Source organism: Neobacillus sp. BP17, assembly GCF_059579525.1.
This window is the reverse complement of the sequence record NZ_CM184198.1, coordinates 1,272,501-1,292,426: the sequence shown is the minus strand read 5'-3', so window position 1 is coordinate 1,292,426 and position 19,926 is coordinate 1,272,501. Positions and strand designations below refer to the sequence as shown.

15 protein-coding genes, 16 tRNA genes, 2 rRNA genes and 1 pseudogene (1 of these 34 cut by a window edge) are annotated in these 19,926 nt (G+C 38.8%); 5 read left to right on the top strand and 29 right to left on the bottom strand.

The window, feature by feature from the left end; genetic code table 11:
* Nucleotides 1-360 precede the first annotated feature (360 nt).
* Nucleotides 361-1,020 carry an FMN-dependent NADH-azoreductase gene (locus AC4QJR_RS06170; protein ID WP_496525640.1) on the top strand — a complete coding sequence of 220 codons (660 nt, stop codon included), beginning with the start codon at nucleotides 361-363 and terminating at the stop codon, nucleotides 1,018-1,020.
* 490 nt (nucleotides 1,021-1,510) lie between these two features.
* On the top strand, nucleotides 1,511-2,494 hold the full coding sequence (locus AC4QJR_RS06165; RefSeq protein WP_496525639.1) for an ATP-binding protein: 984 nt from the start codon (nucleotides 1,511-1,513) through the stop codon (nucleotides 2,492-2,494).
* Nucleotides 2,495-2,541: 47 nt separating this feature from the next.
* On the opposite strand, the gene AC4QJR_RS06160 is transcribed toward AC4QJR_RS06165, so the two are convergent.
* From AC4QJR_RS06160 to nagA, 5 genes are all read right to left on the bottom strand, one after another.
* A complete protein-coding gene (locus AC4QJR_RS06160; RefSeq protein WP_496525638.1) occupies nucleotides 2,542-3,519 on the bottom strand; it encodes a CAP domain-containing protein in 978 nt (325 codons plus the stop codon).
* A 140-nt stretch (nucleotides 3,520-3,659) separates the two neighbouring features.
* Nucleotides 3,660-4,397, bottom strand: coding sequence for an SIS domain-containing protein (locus AC4QJR_RS06155; protein ID WP_375376697.1), 738 nt, complete (start codon nucleotides 4,395-4,397; stop codon nucleotides 3,660-3,662).
* Nucleotides 4,398-4,423: 26 nt separating this feature from the next.
* Nucleotides 4,424-5,146, bottom strand: coding sequence for a GntR family transcriptional regulator (locus AC4QJR_RS06150; protein ID WP_251456695.1), 723 nt, complete (start codon nucleotides 5,144-5,146; stop codon nucleotides 4,424-4,426).
* A gap of 31 nt (nucleotides 5,147-5,177) precedes the next feature.
* The gene (gene nagB, locus AC4QJR_RS06145; RefSeq protein ID WP_496525637.1) at nucleotides 5,178-5,915 is read right to left on the bottom strand and encodes a glucosamine-6-phosphate deaminase; all 738 of its coding nucleotides are present in this window, start codon (nucleotides 5,913-5,915) and stop codon (nucleotides 5,178-5,180) included.
* Nucleotides 5,912-7,111, bottom strand: a complete 1,200-nt coding sequence (gene nagA / locus AC4QJR_RS06140; protein ID WP_496525636.1) for an N-acetylglucosamine-6-phosphate deacetylase — start codon at nucleotides 7,109-7,111, stop codon at nucleotides 5,912-5,914. Before nagA ends, nagB begins: the two co-directional genes overlap by 4 nt.
* 270 nt (nucleotides 7,112-7,381) lie before the next feature.
* Between nagA and nagE the strand changes: the two are divergent.
* Both nagE and AC4QJR_RS06130 read left to right on the top strand, forming a co-directional pair.
* Nucleotides 7,382-8,818 (top strand): annotated as a pseudogene (gene nagE, locus AC4QJR_RS06135) (N-acetylglucosamine-specific PTS transporter subunit IIBC); the annotation flags it as partial.
* Nucleotides 8,819-8,833: 15 nt separating this feature from the next.
* Entirely contained in the window at nucleotides 8,834-9,349 is a 516-nt protein-coding gene (locus AC4QJR_RS06130; protein ID WP_496526628.1) for a PTS sugar transporter subunit IIA, read from the top strand.
* Between the two features lie 38 nt (nucleotides 9,350-9,387).
* On the opposite strand, the gene yhbH is transcribed toward AC4QJR_RS06130, so the two are convergent.
* The 6 genes from yhbH to queG form a co-directional block, all read right to left on the bottom strand.
* Nucleotides 9,388-10,554, bottom strand: coding sequence for a sporulation protein YhbH (gene yhbH, locus AC4QJR_RS06125; protein WP_026565896.1), 1,167 nt, complete (start codon nucleotides 10,552-10,554; stop codon nucleotides 9,388-9,390).
* Nucleotides 10,555-10,836: 282 nt separating this feature from the next.
* Entirely contained in the window at nucleotides 10,837-12,732 is a 1,896-nt protein-coding gene (locus AC4QJR_RS06120; protein ID WP_098571987.1) for a PrkA family serine protein kinase, read from the bottom strand.
* Between the two features lie 323 nt (nucleotides 12,733-13,055).
* Complete coding sequence (gene nfsA, locus AC4QJR_RS06115; RefSeq protein WP_496525635.1) at nucleotides 13,056-13,805, bottom strand: oxygen-insensitive NADPH nitroreductase; 750 nt, start codon at nucleotides 13,803-13,805, stop codon at nucleotides 13,056-13,058.
* A gap of 51 nt (nucleotides 13,806-13,856) precedes the next feature.
* Complete coding sequence (trmL, locus tag AC4QJR_RS06110; protein ID WP_098571986.1) at nucleotides 13,857-14,330, bottom strand: tRNA (uridine(34)/cytosine(34)/5-carboxymethylaminomethyluridine(34)-2'-O)-methyltransferase TrmL; 474 nt, start codon at nucleotides 14,328-14,330, stop codon at nucleotides 13,857-13,859.
* 73 nt (nucleotides 14,331-14,403) lie between these two features.
* Nucleotides 14,404-15,279 (bottom strand): amidase domain-containing protein, encoded by an 876-nt coding sequence (locus AC4QJR_RS06105; RefSeq protein WP_496525634.1) that lies wholly within the window; start codon nucleotides 15,277-15,279, stop codon nucleotides 14,404-14,406.
* An 84-nt stretch (nucleotides 15,280-15,363) separates the two neighbouring features.
* Complete coding sequence (gene queG / locus AC4QJR_RS06100) at nucleotides 15,364-16,494, bottom strand: tRNA epoxyqueuosine(34) reductase QueG (RefSeq protein WP_496525633.1); 1,131 nt, start codon at nucleotides 16,492-16,494, stop codon at nucleotides 15,364-15,366.
* Nucleotides 16,495-16,604: 110 nt separating this feature from the next.
* Between queG and AC4QJR_RS06095 the strand changes: the two genes are divergently transcribed.
* Nucleotides 16,605-17,276: a B3/B4 domain-containing protein gene (locus AC4QJR_RS06095; protein ID WP_496525632.1), complete on the top strand. Its 672-nt coding sequence runs from the start codon at nucleotides 16,605-16,607 to the stop codon at nucleotides 17,274-17,276.
* A gap of 78 nt (nucleotides 17,277-17,354) precedes the next feature.
* On the opposite strand, the gene AC4QJR_RS06090 is transcribed toward AC4QJR_RS06095, so the two are convergent.
* The 18 genes from AC4QJR_RS06090 to AC4QJR_RS06005 all read right to left on the bottom strand — a co-directional run.
* Nucleotides 17,355-17,428 (bottom strand) — tRNA-Gly (locus AC4QJR_RS06090).
* A gap of 331 nt (nucleotides 17,429-17,759) precedes the next feature.
* Nucleotides 17,760-17,841 (bottom strand) — tRNA-Leu (locus AC4QJR_RS06085).
* Nucleotides 17,842-17,868: 27 nt separating this feature from the next.
* Nucleotides 17,869-17,954, bottom strand: a tRNA-Leu gene (locus AC4QJR_RS06080).
* Nucleotides 17,955-17,996: 42 nt separating this feature from the next.
* Nucleotides 17,997-18,070 (bottom strand) — tRNA-Cys (locus tag AC4QJR_RS06075).
* 8 nt (nucleotides 18,071-18,078) lie between these two features.
* A tRNA-Gly gene (locus AC4QJR_RS06070) sits at nucleotides 18,079-18,153 on the bottom strand.
* Nucleotides 18,154-18,157: 4 nt separating this feature from the next.
* A tRNA-Gln gene (locus tag AC4QJR_RS06065) sits at nucleotides 18,158-18,232 on the bottom strand.
* A gap of 29 nt (nucleotides 18,233-18,261) precedes the next feature.
* A tRNA-His gene (locus tag AC4QJR_RS06060) sits at nucleotides 18,262-18,337 on the bottom strand.
* Between the two features lie 11 nt (nucleotides 18,338-18,348).
* A tRNA-Trp gene (locus AC4QJR_RS06055) sits at nucleotides 18,349-18,422 on the bottom strand.
* 5 nt (nucleotides 18,423-18,427) lie between these two features.
* Nucleotides 18,428-18,512: transfer RNA gene (locus AC4QJR_RS06050), tRNA-Tyr, on the bottom strand.
* Nucleotides 18,513-18,561: 49 nt separating this feature from the next.
* Nucleotides 18,562-18,634: transfer RNA gene (locus AC4QJR_RS06045), tRNA-Phe, on the bottom strand.
* 5 nt (nucleotides 18,635-18,639) lie between these two features.
* Nucleotides 18,640-18,716: transfer RNA gene (locus tag AC4QJR_RS06040), tRNA-Asp, on the bottom strand.
* Nucleotides 18,717-18,718: 2 nt separating this feature from the next.
* Nucleotides 18,719-18,792: transfer RNA gene (locus tag AC4QJR_RS06035), tRNA-Met, on the bottom strand.
* An 18-nt stretch (nucleotides 18,793-18,810) separates the two neighbouring features.
* A tRNA-Val gene (locus AC4QJR_RS06030) sits at nucleotides 18,811-18,886 on the bottom strand.
* 38 nt (nucleotides 18,887-18,924) lie between these two features.
* A tRNA-Glu gene (locus tag AC4QJR_RS06025) sits at nucleotides 18,925-18,999 on the bottom strand.
* Nucleotides 19,000-19,017: 18 nt separating this feature from the next.
* A tRNA-Ser gene (locus AC4QJR_RS06020) sits at nucleotides 19,018-19,109 on the bottom strand.
* A 5-nt stretch (nucleotides 19,110-19,114) separates the two neighbouring features.
* Nucleotides 19,115-19,189, bottom strand: a tRNA-Asn gene (locus AC4QJR_RS06015).
* A 14-nt stretch (nucleotides 19,190-19,203) separates the two neighbouring features.
* Nucleotides 19,204-19,320 (bottom strand): 5S ribosomal RNA (rrf, locus tag AC4QJR_RS06010).
* Nucleotides 19,321-19,448: 128 nt separating this feature from the next.
* Nucleotides 19,449-19,926 (bottom strand): 23S ribosomal RNA (locus AC4QJR_RS06005) (it continues 2,458 nt past the right edge of the window).

Here is a 19,926-nt window from a genome sequence, read left to right as displayed (position 1 = left end):
TCTTGAATCTTCAATATCTTGAAACCCTTTTCAAAATCCTTTAAAAAATAAAAAATAGCGCTGTTAATATTTTCTATTAATTAGTTTAGTGAACTAATTAATTAGTATAGATGTATATTATCATCGAGGATAAAATCAGTCAATAGATTTTGTAAGCGTTTAAATAAATAATTTTGCATATTATTAGACTCCTCATAATTAGAATTACCTCATACAAACCCGAATAATTAATAGCTTGACACGTAATGTTCATTAACGTCACGTAATGTTCATTAACGTCACCTAATGTTCAATATTGAACAATGATTTTTTTTTTATAATAAATTTAGTGAAAAATATGTTAGATAGGTTGTGTATAATATGGAAAAATTACTTTATATCGCTGCGAATCCGAAGGGACTGGAGAAATCAAAAGGGCTAAAAATTGGGGAGGCTTTTCTTGAGTCCTTTCACCAAGTTCGGCCAGAGGTAGAAATCAAGAAAGTTGATCTATTTTCATTAGATTTCCCGCAAATGGATGCAGATTTGGTATCTGCAAGAGGAAAACTAGCTGGTTACGGGTATTCCTTAGAACAACTATCAGACATAGAAAGAGAAAAAATACTACTTATGCATAATCTCGCTAATGAATTTATTAGTTTTGATTACTTTGTTTTTGTCTCCCCTATGTGGAATTTAAGCTCCCCAGCCATATTAAAAGCATATATCGATAATCTATTTATTGCAGGAAAAACGTTTGCCCATACAGTTAACGGACCAAAAGGGCTCTTAATGAATAAAAAAGCGATTCATCTCCAAACAAGAGGCGGCCAGTACACGGGGACTCCAATGGAGGCATTGGAGTCCGGTGATCGGTATTTAAAAATCGCACTGCGATTCTTAGGGATTGAGGTTGCTGATTCAGTTATTACAGAAGGTTTTGATATTAATCCACTAAAGGTACCCGAGATTCTTGAACAAGGACAAGAAAACGCCAGATTTGCAGCTAAAGAATTCGCAACTAAACTTGTTACCGTTTGAGATACAAGATAACTTTGGCTTCCCTTTAAAGGGAGGCCTCTATTATTATGTCTGCTCAATTAAGTTTGGAAGGATTGTAACAAACAAGCCTTCCATTTTCACCTTGGAAACACTATTTTATTTTTTCTAAATTATGCAAATATTGTTGTATAATGTGGAAAATACATGTAAAATTTCCCTAACAGCCTTATTTTGGATGGTGACGTTAATGGACATAACGAAACATCTTTTTTTAAACCTCTCAATTTTTATCATATTATTATTTCTCTGTTTAATTTTTTTCGATAATAAAAAAAAATTTACCCTTTCTAAATCCTCACTAATTATCATTTGTATTGCCATGCTATGGCTGTGTATTCAATTCTCTTACACTCCTGTTCCGTCTGCCCGATACGATTTAAGAATTATTCCGTTAGTGTTGGGGGCCCTTTATATCGGAATCGGACCAATTCTTATAGTTGCCACTATAGTTATAAGGAGCTTCTATGGATTGGATTTGGGCTTAATTCAAACAGCCGTACTATATGCACCCTTGGGAGTAATTTTCTGGCGAGTATATCCGTGGTTTTTAAGACAAGTTCCAGGACGGCGTATTTTCGTTACGGTATGTTTAGGTGTGGTTCTTGGTGTGATAACGGTTATTGGGATGAGTTTCGAAAATACCCATACCTATTGGCTGGATGCTTGGTTTGCATTCCTAATTATTCCCTCTCTTGGAATTGGCATTATCTCATATGGGATTGAATTTGTCAGACGAAATAACGAAATGCAGCAGGAGCTCATTAAAGCAGAAAAATTAAAAGCGGTGGAACAGATGGGAGCTGCTATCTCTCACGAAATCCGGAATCCACTAACGGCTGCCAGTGGGTTTGTCCAACTCCTTCAAGATGATTATCTTTCAAGGCATAAAAGAAAAGAATACCTCTCGATTGTTAAAGAGGAATTAATTTCTGCAGAACGTGTTATTCAAGATTACTTAACTTTTGCGAAGCCCTCCTTGGAAGTGCTTGAGGAGCTAAATGTAAAAAGTGAATTGAGGCAAATAATTAATATTCTTCAGCCTTTGGCCAATCAAAATTCAGTAGAAATTATTACTGATTTCTCAGTTATTGGTTTTATTGAGGGCGACGGACAGAAGTTTCGTCAATGTTTTGTGAATGTTATCAAAAATGCGATTGAAGCAATGCCAAATGGTGGATATTTAACCATTACCACTAAGTTCAGTAAAAATTATGTAACAATCAGTGTCAATGATACCGGTATTGGAATGACTAATGAGCAACTTGAGCGTTTAGGAGAACCGTTTTATTCAACAAAAGGAAAAAATGGAACAGGTTTAGGGATGATGGTAGTTTACAGCATTGCCCGTGCCATGGATGGAACAGTCTGGGCAGAGAGTGAAGTCGGAGCAGGGACCACTTTTCATTTTAAATTTCCAACCATTCCCTCGATTTTAAAAAGCGAATCCAATTAAAAGTAAACCGACAGGAAAATACCTGTCGGTTTACTTGACTTACTCCTTTATTTTCCGATAAACATTTGCGTCCAATGTTTGCCAGTCGCTTCATATCCAACCCCAATATGAGTAAAATTAGCACTAAGGATATTCTTACGATGGCCTTCACTATTCATCCAGGCAGTAACTACTTCCTGTGGTGTACGTTGCCCTTGGGCAATATTTTCACCCGCAGATTTATAGGTCACACCAAAGTCTCTCATCATGTCAAATGGAGATCCATATGTTGGGCTAGTATGTGAGAAATAATTCTTCTGCTGCATATCCAGCGATTTTTTCTGTGCCACTCCATTAAGCTGTGAGTCAGCTTTTAATGCTGGAAGACCATTCTTACTGCGTTGTGCATTCGTCAAGTCAATTACTTGTTGAACGTATTGACTAACATTTCCAGTGGTTGGCGCTGGTGCATTATTTTTTTGTGTAGTAGCTGGCTGTTTTGGCGCCGGTGCTGGCGCGTTTTGCTTCGGTGTTGGTGTTGTTTGCTTTGGCTGGTGAATAGGCGCTTGCGTCACTGACGGTGCCTGTCCAGTCGGTGTTTGCTGCTGGATATATGGTTGGATTTGCATCATTCCCCAATTTTTAGGGTCGATCGTAATATACTGATATTTTGCATCACGGATTAATACCGCTCTAGTATGCGGATATTGGTTACTGTTTAAGGATGTCTGATACGAAGAAATCATATCATCATCATTTTTGTAATAATTTTTCTTGTTTTTCCGTTTAGTATTGAAAAGATTTACATCAAGATCCGATTGACTGTTATTAGTGTTGGTGTAATCCTCAGTTAATGGACCATTGTGGTCAATCCCATCATCTCTGCCATTACGGACATCCATATATGGGGTGTTATTTCTTATATCATTGTTCATCCCAACATGTGTATCCTGATCATTTAAGTCATTATTATCATTGTTATTACAAGCAGCAAGTCCCATTGTTAAAACCGCTGTTAAAACTATCCCAAAAGATTTTTTTATCAATCGAAATACCTCCTTTGAAAAAATCATGTTACCCCTTTATTTTTCTTGTTTTTCAAAGAAAGTATTGGTGGAAAATAAACGCATTTTTAATTTCCCACAAAAAAACCAACCAGTATAACTGTCGGTTTCGTTTTTTGCATTCAATTTTCCAACATTGGAATTCGTTCTTTATACTTGTTAATCAACGCACGATTATGTTCTTCTGCACCGTCAGCATTGCCGCTTTTAAAAATTGGCGGTTCAAAATTATTACTGATCATTATACTTATCGCTTCCACCATGATTCCGTTAACGATTGCTGTCCCAATGACTGTTGACCCTGAACCAAAGCTAACTGCAATAGACTCGTGCTCCATTAGTGCATCACCCACCTTAATATGATTATCAATAGCAAGGTTAGCGGAATGATACAAATATTTACCATCTTTATGTCTTGATGTTACTGCCTTTATATAACTGTATGATGTGATTGCAATAACAAACGCACCATTATTTTTAGCAAACTCCGCTACATCTATGGGCACAGGGTTCCTTCCAGAGGTTGATGCAACAATAACCACATCCTGAGGTTGAATTTTCACTCTAGTTAGAAATTGTTTTGCTAAGTCATTTTCCTTTTCTAATTGAGATGAACGAACAGCCCCCTTATGAAGCATTAAGTCCTCAATTAAAATAGGGTTAATTGGCACTAGTCCACCTGCACGGTAAAAAAGTTCTTCTCCAAGGATATGTGAATGTCCGCACCCAAAGACATGAACAATTCCATCGTTTTGGATACATTCTGCGATCTTTTTAGCAGCTGTTTTGAGGCCATCAGTTTCATCCTTTTCAACTAAGCTTAATAATTCGTGAAGCTTTTGAAAATAATGATTGAACACGTTAAATAACCTCCATTACTATGTCTTCAGCGTTTCATTTGGATCATAAATTTATAGCGATCTGCACGATAGACCGATTTAACAAATTCAACAGGGGTATTGTCCTTTAGAAAAGTGTTTCTTTGGATTAACATAACTGGTGCACCCTTGCTAATCTTTAGTAAATCAGCTTCGTTTTGACTGGCAACAGATGATTCGATGATCTGTGAAGCACTATCAATTTTTAAGTCTAATTGCTCTTCAATGTATTTATACAGGGAATCATTTACAATTCCTTCTGTAAGTCCTTTAATAAGGTTTGCTGAAATATAGTTTGTTTCTAAAGCCATTGGGACATTATCGGCCAGACGAATTCTTTTGATTTCATATACAGGACCATGTTCAGAAATTAAAAGCTGCCCTGCTACTTGTCTAGTTGCAGGAATAATTTCAAAGTGAAGTAATTGGTTTCCAGGCACGAATCCTCTGGCCTTCATATCTTCTGTGAAGCTGGTTAATCCTTGAAGGGGCTGTTCAATTTTTCTTTCTGCAACAAAAGTACCTTTACCTTGCAATCGATATAACAATCCTTCATTTACTAACTGTGTAAATGCCTGTCTTACTGTCATCCGGCTAATCTGATATTTTTCCGCATATTCTCTTTCTGGCGGGAGTGCATCACCAGGCCGCAACTCACCATTTTCAATTAGTTCTTTAATATATTCTTCAATTTGGTAATAAATTGGAATCGGAGAATTCTTATTAATCATTTCCTCCAGCTGCATCCTTTCCTTATAACTGTCACGTTGTAACCTTTAAATCTGCTATTGCCGCTTTATCTGCAATAATTGTAACACATGGATGATTTTTCAACACAGATGCTGGAAAGTTTTCACTTATCTCCTCATTCAATAATCTAAAAAGTGCTTCACTTTTCTTCTCACCTGACACGAGAAGCAGAATTTCTTTGCTTTTCATAATGGTGGAAATTCCCATTGTAATGGCTTTAGTTGGAACTTCTTCGATTTTATTAAAAAATCTTGCGTTTGCTTGAATAGTTGAAGAAGCTAACTCTACAATATGCGTTTTGGAAGCAAAAGAAGTTCCTGGTTCATTAAAGCCAATATGTCCATTACTGCCAATCCCAAGGATTTGCAAATCAATACCGCCATGCTGATTTATTAAATCCTCATATCGATGGCACTCCTCTTGAAAATCTGCAGCAATACCGCTTGGAACATTTGTCTTGGCTTTATTGATATCAATATAATCAAAAAGCTGGTTGTTCATAAAATACCGGTAGCTATTTTTATTTTCACCCGGGAGCCCCACGTATTCATCTAAATTAAAAGTGGTTACCTTTTGATAAGTAGTCCCCTTTTTTTGATGGTCGTCAATTAAGCATTTATATGTCCCAACTGGAGTACCGCCTGTAGCCAAACCAAGTTTAATACTTGGATTCTGAATAACCTTTTTTATAATATATTCAGCTGCTTTATTACTCATTTGTTGATAATCTTTGACCTCAATAATCTTCATTTAGAATTTTCCTCCCTATTGTAAGCAAGAGCTCCCCTGCATAATGTCATATAAACTTCCATATTCTCATCTAAAATAACAATGTCCGCATCTTTTCCAACTGCAATACTCCCTTTTCGATCATAAAGGTTCAATTGTTTAGCTGGGTTCACTGATGCCATTTCAATTGCTTCCTTAAGTGAACAGTCCGCATATGAAATGATATTTTTTACCGCCTGCCCCAATTTCAAAATACTTCCTGCGAGAGTTCCATCCTCAAGTTCTGCTTTTCCATCCTTTACAAAAACCTCTTGGCCACCGAGATCATACTTCCCATTTTTCAAACATTTTGCCCGCATTGAATCAGTGATTAAAATCAATCCATCACTTCGTTTTTGCTTAAAGGCAAGTTTAACCATTTCTGGACGGCTATGCACCCCATCGACAATAATCTCAGCTTTTAATTCTTCTCTTAAAAAGGCCGCTCCCACAACTCCAGGTTCACGATGATGCAGCCCTCTCATTTGATTATAAAGATGAGTGACATGATTTGCTCCGGCTTCAATAGCTTCATTCACCTCGTCATAAGTAGCATCTGTATGACCAATCGATGCAATAATCCCCTTCTTCTTTAAATATCGGATCATCTCTAAACCATGCGGTCTTTCTGGAGCTAAAGTGACAAGTTTAATCGTCTCATTAGAGAGCTTTTGCCATTCTTCAAGTAAAGCAAGATCAGGATCAATTATATGTTGAATTGGCTGTGCCCCAGCCATTTTACTATTCACAAACGGTCCTTCTAGATGAATGCCGAGTATTTCAGATTTACCTGGATCGTGCTCCTCTTTAATGTAATTCCCGGCATTTATTAAGGCATTCTCAATTTGTTTCCCTTCCTGGGTCATCGTAGTAGCTAAAAAGCTAGTTGTACCTTCTTTAGGCAATGCTGCTGCCATTATATCCAGTGCTTCCTTGGTTGCATCCATTGTGTCGGCACCGGCTGCACCGTGGATATGAACGTCGATAAAGCCAGGAACTGCACTAAACTGGGCAGGAAGTTCAATCACCTTATAGTTTTCCTTAGACAACAACACAGATGATGAACCAATTTCAATGATTTTTTGATTCTTTATTTTAATATATCCATCTTCTATTATTTGTTCTTGTGAATAAACCCGTATACCCTTTAGCAAAATATGATTATCTTTTGGAATCATCTTTGATACTTCCTTTCAGGTTATATCTAAATCTTAGCATCACCATTATATAGTTGTCTATACCAATTTACTTTATAATAAAAATATGAATATAATACCATTTCAACACTAATATTGTTCTAACCCATAGGAAATAAAATTTCGCGAATTGGTATAGACATCTATAAACGTTTAGTGTTATATTAGAAACGGAAAAGCGCTTACACCCGCAATATTATTTTTATGAATTATTTTATAGTTATTTTTTAGATTCTATTAGGAGGTAATGTGATGAAGAAATATTTACAAAGAATTGGTCGTTCATTGATGTTACCTGTAGCTGTTTTACCAGCTGCAGCCATTTTGATGGGAATTGGTTATTGGATCGACCCTACGGGTTGGGGGGCGGATAGTCCTCTAGCGGCCTTCCTAATTAAAGCTGGTTCATCGATCATTGATAATATCCCCATCCTATTTGCTGTTGGGGTAGCACTTGGGATGGCGAAAGAGAAAGATGGTTCATCAGCGTTAAGTGGTTTGGTTGCCTACTTAGTTGTGACAACCCTGCTTTCACCAGGCTCAGTGGCATTGCTCGAAGGGATTAAACCAGAAGAGGTAGATCCTGCATTTGTGAAGATTGGAAATGCTTTTGTTGGTATTCTTTCAGGTATTGTTGCTTCTTCGATGTACAATCGATTTAGCCATGTTAAATTACCGGATGCTTTAGCATTTTTCTCTGGTAAGCGCCTTGTCCCAATCATGACTGCTGTATCTATGCTTGCTGTTTCTGCAGTACTATTCTTCTTATGGCCTGTCATCTTTACAGGACTTGTATCATTTGGTAAAGGCATTGCTCATTTAGGAGCTTTTGGCGCAGGTTTATATGGATTCTTTAACCGATTATTGATTCCAACTGGTCTGCACCATGCCTTAAACTCTGTATTCTGGTTTGACGTAGCTGGAATTAATGATATCGGTAATTTCTGGGCTGGGAAGGGAACTAAAGGCGTTACTGGTATGTATCAAGCCGGATTCTTCCCTGTCATGATGTTTGGTTTACCAGCAGCAGCTTTAGCAATGTACCATACTGCGAAGGACAAGAAGAAAAAGGCAGTGGCTTCTTTAATGTTGGCAGCAGGTTTCGCTGCATTCTTTACAGGTGTAACAGAACCAATTGAGTTTGCCTTTATGTTTGTTGCTCCAATGCTATATTTCGTCCATGCAATATTAACAGGTATTTCCTTAGCCATTGCAGCTGCATTCCATTGGACGGCTGGATTTGGTTTTAGTGCTGGTCTAGTTGACTTTATTCTAAGTTCTAGATTACCTTTAGCAAACCATCCTTACATGTTAATGGTTCAAGGCTTAGTGTTTGCAGTAATCTATTATTTCTTATTCAGATTCATCATCACGAAATTCAACTTGATGACTCCTGGACGTGAAGAGGATGATGAAGAATCTTCTGAAATCAATATTGCAACAGGTGAAAGTAAATTTACTGTTATGGCCGCACAGATTTATGAAGGATTAGGTGGAGATGCCAATGTTACCTCTGTTGACAATTGTGTAACTCGTCTAAGAATGGAAGTAAAAGACATGAACGCAGTCGACCAACAAAAAATTAAATCGACTGGTGTACCAGGAATTAATATCGTTGGAAAGCAAAGCATTCAAGTAATTGTTGGAACGAATGTACAATTCGTAGCAGATGAAATTTTAAAACTTCGTAATAATCCAAATGCAATGAAAAAAATTGATACAACCAAAAATAATGCTTATACTTCAGTGGAATCTAATGAACTCACTCCACTATCAGAAAGAGATTTTGTTATGCCAATCGAAGGGGATATTATCCCGATTACTGAAGTGCCCGATCAAGTCTTCTCACAAAAAATGATGGGTGATGGCTTTGCAATCGTACCATCTAAGGGATCAGTAGTTTCCCCTGTTGACGGTGAAGTCATGAACGTATTTCCTACGAAACATGCGATTGGTATCAAATCAAAGCAAGGATATGAAATTCTTATCCATGTCGGCATGGACACTGTGAATTTAAAGGGCGAAGGTTTTACAGTGCTTATTAAAGAGGGAGAAAAGATTACAAAAGGACAGGAAATTCTAAAATTTGATTTAGATTTCATTAAAAAGTCAGCACCATCAACAATTACTCCTATTATCTTTACAAATTTAACAAAACTAAATGTAATAAAACAGGGTCACTCATCCCAAGGTCAAGACGGAATCCTATCAATTGAATAACAATAAAAACGACTGGTGCCTGACACCAGTCGTTTTTGTTAGGCAAATAATTTCGATTCCTCTGCTTGGAAAAAACTCTTCATCGCATGAAAGACATCTGCTTTTTGCTTAAGAATATAGTAGCGGAATTGATCATCTTTAATGTTCTTATAGGCGGACATTAATGTTGAGTGGCGGTTATATTGATTTACTTCACCATAGCCAAACATATTAGATACCTTCATTAATTCTTCAACTAGCTTTACGCAACGAGCATTGTCCGAAGTAAGATTATCACCGTCTGAAAAATGGAATGGATAGATGTTGAACTTACGTGGATTATATTTGGCATCAATGATTTCAAGTGCTTTCCGGTATGCGGACGAACAAATCGTTCCGCCACTTTCCCCTTTTGAAAAGAAGTCTTCCTCTGAAACAACTTTAGCCTCCGTATGGTGGGCAATAAATTCAATTTCTACCGTTTCATATTTGGTTCTTAAAAATCGAGTCATCCAGAAGAAAAAGCTGCGCGCCATATACTTTTCCCAGATCCCCATCGAACCACTTGTATCCATCATGGCAATCACAACTGCTTTAGAATCGGGTTTTATTACTTCATTCCAGGTCTTAAATTTTAGATCGTCCTTGTAAATCGGGTGGAACGCTGGCTTTCCAGTCATCGCATTTCTTTTAAAAGCTGACATCATCGTCCGTTTCTTATCAATATTCCCCATCAGCCCTGTTTTGCGAATATCATTGAATTCAATGTTTTCAACTAGATGTTCTTGCTCTTCTTTTCTTTTCAAATTTGGAAGCTCCAATTGTTTAAATAATGCTTCCTCCAGCTCCATTAATGATACTTCCGCTTCAAAGTAATCTTCACCTGCTTGGTCCCCAGCTCCTTGGCCTTTTCCAGGTCCCTTCTGGCCGCTAGAACCATCACGTGCTACTACATCACCTACTTGACTGTCACCATCACCTTGGCCCACGTGTTTGTTTTTGTCATAATTATAACGGATTTTATATTCGTCCAATGAACGAATTGGAATTTTTACGACATCTCGACCGTTAGACATGATTATGCTTTCTTCAGTAATTAAGTCAGGAAGATTGTTTCGAATTGCCTCCTGCACTTTTTCCTGATGCCTTTGCTGGTCATCGTGGCCTTTACGGTGGAGGGACCAATCTTCTCTTGAAATGACAAATTGATGGTTGTTTGTTGACAATGTAAACCCCTCCTTATTAATTTAATAGGTTCCAAAATGCACACATTTTCATCCAATACATATGATAACGAGAGTGAAAAAATAAGATAAATATGGATTACTTTATCCTATGCAGAAATAAAGAATAATTTACAAATTATTTTGACAATTGTGCTTTCGCCTATGAATTTGGACAAAGTGTTACAGTGAGAGCATTACAGATGTTATCGTGAATTTGAGTAAGGAAAAAAATAGACTGACAGATTTCCTTCTGCCAGTCCCTACTATTTTAACCCCACCCTATTATCTATTTAATAGACTTCCTACATAACGAAGTAATTCATTCGCTGATTGTGAATTATAGCCATGTTCATCCACTAATCTTGCAACTACATTATTGATTTTCTTTAACTGCTGTTCATCAGGTGTTTTGGATGAAGTGGTAATTTTCACAACGTCTTTTAGATCAGCAAATAATTTCTTTTGAATGGCTTCACGGAGACGATCATGGGAATTATAATCGAATCGTTTCCCTTTTCTAGCAAAGGCTGAAATCCTAATGAGGACTTCCTCCCTAAAGGCCTTTTTCGCATTTTCAGAAATCCCAATTTGTTCTTCAATGGAGCGCATCAACTTCTCATCTGGATTGATCTCCTCGCCAGTGAGCGGATCACGCAGTTTCGATTTATTGCAATAGGCTTCCACATTATCAAGATAATTGTCCATTAAGGTTTTTGCTGATTCTTCATACGAATATACAAATGCCTTTTGGACTTCTTTCTTGGCAATATTATCATACTCTTTCCGGGCTAATGAAATATAATTCATATAACGTTCCCGTAACTCTGCGGTGATGGACGGATGCTGGTCGAGTCCATCTTTTAATGATCTTAATACATCAAGTGCGTTAATTGATGGTATTTCTTTACGAATGATTGTCGATGAAATTCTGTTAATTACGTAACGAGGGTCGATACCACTCATACCTTCATCAGGATATTCCTTCTTCAATTCATCCACATCGGCAGTATTAAAGCCTTCTACACTTTCCCCATCATATAGGCGCATTTTCTTAAGTAAATCAATATCGCCTTTTTTCGGTTCCTTTAAACGAGTAAGAATAGTAAACATTGCAGCTACTTTTAATGTATGTGGTGCAATGTGAACATCAGAAACATCACTTTCATTGATCATTTTTTCATAAATTCTTTCTTCTTGGGACACCTTTAAGTTATAAGGTATCGGCATAACAATAATCCTTGAATGTAATGCTTCATTCTTCTTATTGGAGATAAAGGATCGGTATTCCGTTTCATTCGTATGAGCAACGATCAACTCATCAGCACTAATGAGGGCAAAGCGGCCTGCTTTAAAATTCCCCTCCTGGGTGAGCGACAGTAAGTGCCACAAGAATTTTTCATCACACTTTAACATCTCCTGGAACTCCATCATTCCTCGGTTAGCCTTATTAAGTTCACCATCAAATCGATAGGCACGAGGATCTGATTCAGAACCATACTCCGCAATCGTTGAAAAATCAATACTACCTGTTAAATCGGCAATATCCTGTGATTTCGGATCGGATGGGCTGAATGTACCGATCCCTGTTCGCTTATCTTCAGAGAAGAAGATTCTTTCAACCAATACATCTTCGATCCTTCCACCATATTCCTGTTCAAGACGCATCATGTTCAGAGGTGAAAGGTTACCTTCAATGCGGATGCCATACTCATCAAAAAAATCCTTCCGCAAATGATGTGGAATTAAATGAAGTGGGTCCTCATGCATCGGGCATCCTTTAATCGCAAAAACAGAGCCTCGATCCGTGAGGGAGTATGCTTCAAGTCCACGTTTCAGCATGGTAACAAGCGTGGATTTCCCGCCGCTTACAGGACCCATTAATAATAAAATACGTTTTCTTACATCTAGTCTTTTGGCTGCTGGATGGAAGTACTCTTCAACAAGCCTCTCAAGTGATTCCTCTAACCCAAATAATTGATTACTAAAGAATTCGTACTTCTTCGTCCCTTTTTCTTCAGTAATTCCTGCATCCTTAAGCATATTATAAACTCGTGAATGTGCCGACTGTGCAACCCATGGCTTCTCTCTCAACAATTGCAAATAATCTGCGAATGACCCTTCCCAACGTAACTTTTCTTCTTCCTCACGATACATCTCGATTTTTTTTAGAATATCCATAAGGCCCTCCCCCGTAGGTTTATCAGAGACGATTAATATACTCTATGCTGATAAGCTTTTGAACATGCGTAACCATTGTGGTTAGCGTCTATCTTTTTTGTAACAATAAAAAGAATCTTCCTCTTTTCATTTTTATAAGATAGGCTATAATAAAACTATATGTGAGACAAGATAGAAAAATGTATGACGAAGGAGGATTACATAATTATGAACACTTTCATCGTTTGTTTAGTAATGGTCGCATTTTTAGCGGCAATCTTCACATCAGGTTATAATGACAAACCAGGTTCAACCAAATAAAAGCTGCCAATTGGCAGCTTTTTTTAGTGAAGATCCAGTTTATTTTTTTGAATAAATTCCTTCATATACATTCTACTCTTCCTATCAAGCATCCTTGCCATTTGTTCTGTCCAACGGTCTTTTCTTTTCCCGCCTGTCCGCTCTTCATAGTAATTAGAAATTAATTTATCATAATTCTGCAGCTGGCTAAGGTATGCCTCTGTATCTTGTTCATATTCGTCTTCATGATAAACATGTTCAAATGACAACCTCGGTTTTTTTTCATTTAGTTTAGTCGGAAACCCCATTGCTAGGCCAAACAAAGGAATAACCCGCTCTGGTGTTTTTAAAATCTTTGCTACCTCATCTAAATTATTTCGAATTCCACCTATGTAACAAATTCCTAACCCCATCGATTCTGCGGCAATCACTGCATTTTGTGCGGCTAAAGATGCATCGATGAGGGCTACCATAAACTTTTCCGTGCTTTCAAGCGAAGGGGCTACATTTACCTGTTCATTCTCCCCAATAATGGTATGGCGGTATAAATCCGCACAAAAGACAAAAAAGTGGCCATTTTTTTCAACATATTCCTGATTACCTGCAATCTCTGCTAATTTTTTCTTTATTTCTTTGTCTTTCACACCTATTATAGAGTAAGCCTGAATAAAGCTGGACGTGGATGCAGATTGAGCACAAGTAACAATTGTTTTAATTTGTTCGTCTGTTAGTTGCTTGTCCTCAAATTGGCGAATAGAGCGGTGGTTTAATATTGTTTGGATTAGTTCATTCATAACAATCTTCCTTTCCATTACATAAAAGGAGGCCCTTTAGGCCCCCTCGGATTATTGTAGATGCGCATAGTTTTGCTGTCTTAGCGCTTCATAGATAAGAATGGCGGCTGTATTGGACAGGTTTAGAGAACGAATATTTTCATTCATAGGAATCCGCAAGCTGACTTCTTTATTATTTTCAATGACGTCTTTCGGTAGTCCTGTTGTCTCACGCCCAAAGATAAAATAATAATCTTTGCCTGAATGACTGTAATCAAAACTGCTAAAAGCCTTCTGCCCAAATTTTGTAATATAAAAAAATTCACCGCCTGCATTCTTCTCATAAAAATCATCAAGAGAATCATAGTAGAAGATATTAACGTGTTCCCAATAATCGAGTCCTGCTCTTTTTAACATTTTGTCATCCGTAGAAAAGCCTAACGGACGGATTAGATGTAAATTTGTATCTGTCCCTGCACAAGTTCTTGCAATATTTCCTGTATTGGAAGGGATCTGCGGTTGAAATAAAACAACATTAATTGACATGGAAATCACCTCATGTAAAAACTCTACATGCAATTATACCATTATCATAGACCCTTTCAATAATTAAGCATCCTTAATCGATGATTGAAAAAAATCTATACTTTATATTCGGGGTATAGGCAGATGAATCTTCATATGCCCAATACCTCATCCGACTATTATACGTATGGGCATTAACTAACGGCATACCATTTGCGTCCTTACCAGTCACAATCGTATTATGATTAAACCGTCCATCCCCTTCAAAATCGTAACAAATTATATCGCCCAATAATAATTGATCCGGACTGTTCACTTCCCTTGCCCGTAAACCTATTTTCGAATTAGCGAAGTATCCCTTTAGAGAGTGTGCCACTGCCCAACTATAGCTATAATTGCTCTTTTGGAGCCACCAGCCTGCTGCCCGATTAGGATAGCCTCTCATAGGTGCACCGCCACTATGAAGGCATTGTGAAATGAAATTGGTGCAATCATTCTCAAACTTTTTATATGCAGGATTGTAGCTATTCCACCACCTTTCTGCATATTGGACAGCCTTTAATCTGTTATACTGATAGCTTAATCGTTCATCCTGATCCTTTACATCCAATTCTGTTGGAAACTGATAGGTTTCTTGCGCTCCATAAAGGCTGATTTCCTCGTCCATCACTAAAGCATTTTTATAAAACTTAGCTAATCTTTCTTCCACTTCTTCTTCCATATACAGTAATTCATTTTGCTTGATTAAATATTGATAATGGGCTTGATATTTTACTGTTTGAAATTCATCTTCTTTATCTATTTCAATTATTTTACCGGAAGTTTTTACTTTTACAATTTCAGCAGATCTTTTTGCAAAGGTGCTTTGCTTCATATCAGCCTTTGGAAAAAATACTTTAGGAGTAGTTCCTTTATCGCTAACAAATTGATTTGCTCTTTTTTCAAATAACTCTTGTATCAAATGAAGCATATTCTTCACCCCTTTCATTCATACATATGATAGTCAGTAGAATTTAATCAAAAAAATGAGCGAACCATTTTAGTTCGCTCATTTTTACCTATAAAAATGTAGTCCTTTTTCAATTTCTGTTTGTACTTCAAGATTTGTTTCTTGTTCTTGTGCCTTTTTTAATGCAGATAATGCTGTCTCACCGCCAATTTTCCCAAGGGCCCAAGCAGCTGTTCCTCTTGAAACGGGATTACCCTCTTTCTCTAGAATGTCTACTAAATCTGGAATAGCTGATTCATCTTTAAAATGTGCCAGGGCAATAATGGCATTCCGTTGAATTGGCTTTTTCCCTCTCCAAGCACCAGAAACATTTCCGAATTTGGCTTTAAACTCTCGATTACTTAATTTTAGAATCGGCTTTAATAAAGGTTTCGCAATTTCAGGTAGTGGTTCTAGTTCCTCATGAAAATGATAGTTCTTCCCTTTGTTAACAGGACATGCAGTCTGGCATGAATCACAACCATAGATGCGATTACCAATTTTATCTCTATACTCATCTGGAATAAACGTTTTTGTTTGTGTTAAAAAAGAAATACAGCGCTGTGCATTAATCTGTCCACCTTGGACCAGCGCCCCTGTGGGACAAGCGTCCAAGCACTTTGTACAGGACCCGCATTGATCTTCTATTGGAGTATCAGGTTCAAAAGGTATACTTGTGATCATTTCCCCTAAATACACATACGACCCAAACTCCGGTGTAATAATGGCGCAGTTTTTCCCACTCCAACCAATTCCAGCACGTTCAGCTACGGCTCGATCTGAGAGCTCTCCAGTATCGACCATCGATTTTAACCTCGCATCAGGTACCTTTTTGATGATAAAATCCTCTAACTTTTTAAGACGATCATTAAGCACATGATGATAATCAAGCCCCCATGAGGCCCTGCTGAAAATCCCTCTCCGTTCACCCTTTTTACTTTCGACACGGTGATTCATCTTAGAAGGATAAGCAATCGCAATAGAAATAATCGAACGCGGTTCCTCTAGTAATAGTGAAGGATTCACTCGTTTCTCTATATCTGGTTCTTCAAATCCTGATTGGTAGTTAAGTAACTGCTGCCTTATTAGGAGATTTTTTAATTCAGAAAACATGTCCGCTGTTGTGAAACCAATTTTATCGATACCTATTTCTTTACTATAGGCAATCAGTTCTTCTTTTAAGTCCTTGACTTTCATTTGGCCCCTCCTTCCTTTGAAATGATTTATTAAAATATTGGATAGTTAAATTATTAGTTACGCATCATTTTATGATAAACTATTTCCATTGATTTTTGGAGGTGGAATGGTTGGAAATTAATCTATCTGAGGAAGTAACCCAGCTAATACCTAGTTTTAAAGTGGGGGTAATTGAATATAAAAATATCAATGTCGATGAGTCGCCGCAAATGGTTAGAGGACGGCTTCAGCTCTTCCAAGAGTCTATTTTTTTTGATTTAGAAAATAAAAATGTTAGCGAACTCTCTGGTATTCAGGAATGGCGTTCGGTTTTTAAAAAGTATGGGAAAGACCCGAATCGATATCGTCCCTCAGTCGAAGCGTTATACAGAAGAGTTCAAAAACAAAATTATCTTTCATCTATTCAAAGTGCAATTGATATAAATAATTTTTTCTCCTTACAATATCAAGTACCTATTGGAATTTACGATCAGGATAATTTAAATGGACCCGTGAACATTCGATTGGGAACGGAGGGAGAAGAGTATACTGGGTTGAATGGACGAAAAAACTCTTTGCATCGCCTGATTGTATCATCAGATAATCTGGGGCCCTTTGGAAGTCCCTTCGTCGATTCTGATAGAGCACCAGTAACGTTAGCGACCAAAAATGCCCTGCAGATAATCTATTTGCAGCCGTCAACCAATGTTGAAAACTCGAGGAGACTAACAGAGTCATTGATGAACATGTTTACTCAAATACATGGAGGAGAAGCAACCTTCCAATTAGTCAGGTGTCCATAGGACATCTTTTTTCTTCATATAAAAAAACGCAATTCATCGTTCTCTTATGTAACGATAAACTGCGTTAGTTAATATGTATGGAGCGGGTGATGGGAATCGAACCCACTACATCAGCTTGGAAGGCTGAGGTTTTACCAGTAAACTACACCCGCATTTTTAACAGTTGATGAATCATTTATATCAGCAACTGACCCTTATTATATTACACACTATTTTTACTATAGTCAAGGGGAAAATGCAGATTTTGTCGAAAAAGATTACAAAGGGGGGTGCGTATGTTCACGTCCCTCACAATGACCGAAGAACGGACATATCTATTCGTTACCGTGAACTGTCTTTTTCTTTAATTAAGGGAACGATTAGGGTCTATTCGTTACCGTTAATTGCTTTTTTCTTTATTCAAGGGAACCATTAGGGTCGATAATCTTAGTCAAAAAAAAGTTGCCCATAATAATATGAGCAACTTTTTTTAAAACCATTTGATACCGGTGATCGGGGTCGAACCGATACTCCTCACGGAACACGATTTTGAGTCGTGCGCGTCTGCCAATTCCGCCACACCGGCGCGTATTAAAATGTTTTGATAAAGCAATGCCGAGGACCGGAATCGAACCGGTACGGTAGTCACCTACCGCAGGATTTTAAGTCCTGTGCGTCTGCCAGTTCCGCCACCCCGGCGAAAACTAATTACGTAGTCTTATATATACTTGGCAAATATTATGGAGGCGGCAACCGGATTCGAACCGGTGGTAAAGGTTTTGCAGACCTCTGCCTTACCACTTGGCTATGCCGCCATAAATATTGGAGCGGAAGACGGGATTCGAACCCGCGACCCCCACCTTGGCAAGGTGGTGTTCTACCACTGAACTACTTCCGCAAATTGGCTGGGCTAGCTGGATTTGAACCAACGCATGTCGCAGTCAAAGTGCGATGCCTTACCGCTTGGCTATAGCCCAATGTTTACTAATTTTGAATTTTAATATAATGGGGCGACTGATGGGAATCGAACCCACGAATGTCGGAACCACAATCCGATGCGTTAACCACTTCGCCACAATCGCCACAGTATAATTGGCAGGGGTAGTAGGAATCGAACCCACACCAAAGGTTTTGGAGACCTTCGTTCTACCTTTAAACTATACCCCTATAAATGGTGGAGGGGGACGGATTCGAACCGCCGAACCCGGAGGGAGCGGATTTACAGTCCGCCGCGTTTAGCCACTTCGCTACCCCTCCACATACTATTCATAACGCTCGCAACAAGTGCAAACAATAAAACTAAAGGTGGCTCAGGACGGAATCGAACCGCCGACACAAGGATTTTCAGTCCTTTGCTCTACCGACTGAGCTACTGAGCCACAAGTGGCGGTCTGGACGGGACTCGAACCCGCGACCTCCTGCGTGACAGGCAGGCATTCTAACCAACTGAACTACCAGACCAATTGCGGGGACAGGATTTGAACCTGCGACCTTCGGGTTATGAGCCCGACGAGCTACCAGACTGCTCCACCCCGCGACAATTATAAAGTAAATATGGTGGAGGATGACGGGATCGAACCGCCGACCCTCTGCTTGTAAGGCAGATGCTCTCCCAGCTGAGCTAATCCTCCAAATTAATGAAAATCATCTTCACTAGCGTAAAAAACTTTGGTGACCCCTACGGGACTCGAACCCGTGTTACCTCCGTGAAAGGGAGGTGTCTTAACCGCTTGACCAAGGGGCCATATCGTTTAAAAAGTTATGGCGGAGAGCAAGGGATTTGAACCCTTGAGACAGGGTTACCCGCCTACACGATTTCCAATCGTGCTCCTTCGGCCACTCGGACAGCTCTCCATATATGGCTCCGCAGGTAGGACTCGAACCTACGACCGATCGGTTAACAGCCGATAGCTCTACCACTGAGCTACTGCGGAATAATATAATTACAGCCTGGCAACGTCCTACTCTCACAGGGACGCGTGTCCCAACTACCATCGGCGCTGAGAAGCTTAACTTCCGTGTTCGGTATGGGAACGGGTGTGACCTTCTCGCCATAATTGCCAGACCATATATTCGACACTATTTTATTATAATGTCTTTTTCATATTTTTCAAGAGGAAAATTTAATTTTTTTCATTCCCTCAAAACTAGATAATGCAGAAGAAGTTTGTAAACTCAGAGTTCACCTTAAAATTGGTTAAGTCCTCGAACGATTAGTATCAGTCAGCTCCACATGTTACCACGCTTCCACCTCTGACCTATCAACCTGATCATCTTTCAGGGTTCTTACTAGCTTGCGCTATGGGAAATCTCATCTTGAGGGGGGCTTCATGCTTAGATGCTTTCAGCACTTATCCCGTCCGCACATAGCTACCCAGCGATGCTCTTGGCAGAACAACTGGTACACCAGCGGTGCGTCCATCCCGGTCCTCTCGTACTAAGGACAGCTCCTCTCAAATTTCCTGCGCCCACGACGGATAGGGACCGAACTGTCTCACGACGTTCTGAACCCAGCTCGCGTACCGCTTTAATGGGCGAACAGCCCAACCCTTGGGACCGACTACAGCCCCAGGATGCGATGAGCCGACATCGAGGTGCCAAACCTCCCCGTCGATGTGGACTCTTGGGGGAGATAAGCCTGTTATCCCCGGGGTAGCTTTTATCCGTTGAG

Bases quoted from the DNA above. Each gene is read 5' to 3' on its own strand.
- trmL (WP_098571986.1), bottom strand. From the start codon at position 14,330: ATGTCAATTAATGTTGTTTTATTTCAACCGCAGATCCCTTCCAATACA.
- nagB (WP_496525637.1), bottom strand. From the start codon at position 5,915: ATGAAGATTATTGAGGTCAAAGATTATCAACAAATGAGTAATAAAGCA.
- nfsA (WP_496525635.1), bottom strand. From the start codon at position 13,805: ATGAATGAACTAATCCAAACAATATTAAACCACCGCTCTATTCGCCAA.
- AC4QJR_RS06105 (WP_496525634.1), bottom strand. From the start codon at position 15,279: ATGCTTCATTTGATACAAGAGTTATTTGAAAAAAGAGCAAATCAATTT.
- AC4QJR_RS06130 (WP_496526628.1), top strand. From the start codon at position 8,834: ATGAAAAAAATTGATACAACCAAAAATAATGCTTATACTTCAGTGGAA.
- AC4QJR_RS06170 (WP_496525640.1), top strand. From the start codon at position 361: ATGGAAAAATTACTTTATATCGCTGCGAATCCGAAGGGACTGGAGAAA.
- AC4QJR_RS06120 (WP_098571987.1), bottom strand. From the start codon at position 12,732: ATGGATATTCTAAAAAAAATCGAGATGTATCGTGAGGAAGAAGAAAAG.
- AC4QJR_RS06150 (WP_251456695.1), bottom strand. From the start codon at position 5,146: ATGATTAATAAGAATTCTCCGATTCCAATTTATTACCAAATTGAAGAA.
- nagA (WP_496525636.1), bottom strand. From the start codon at position 7,111: ATGATTCCAAAAGATAATCATATTTTGCTAAAGGGTATACGGGTTTAT.
- queG (WP_496525633.1), bottom strand. From the start codon at position 16,494: ATGAAAGTCAAGGACTTAAAAGAAGAACTGATTGCCTATAGTAAAGAA.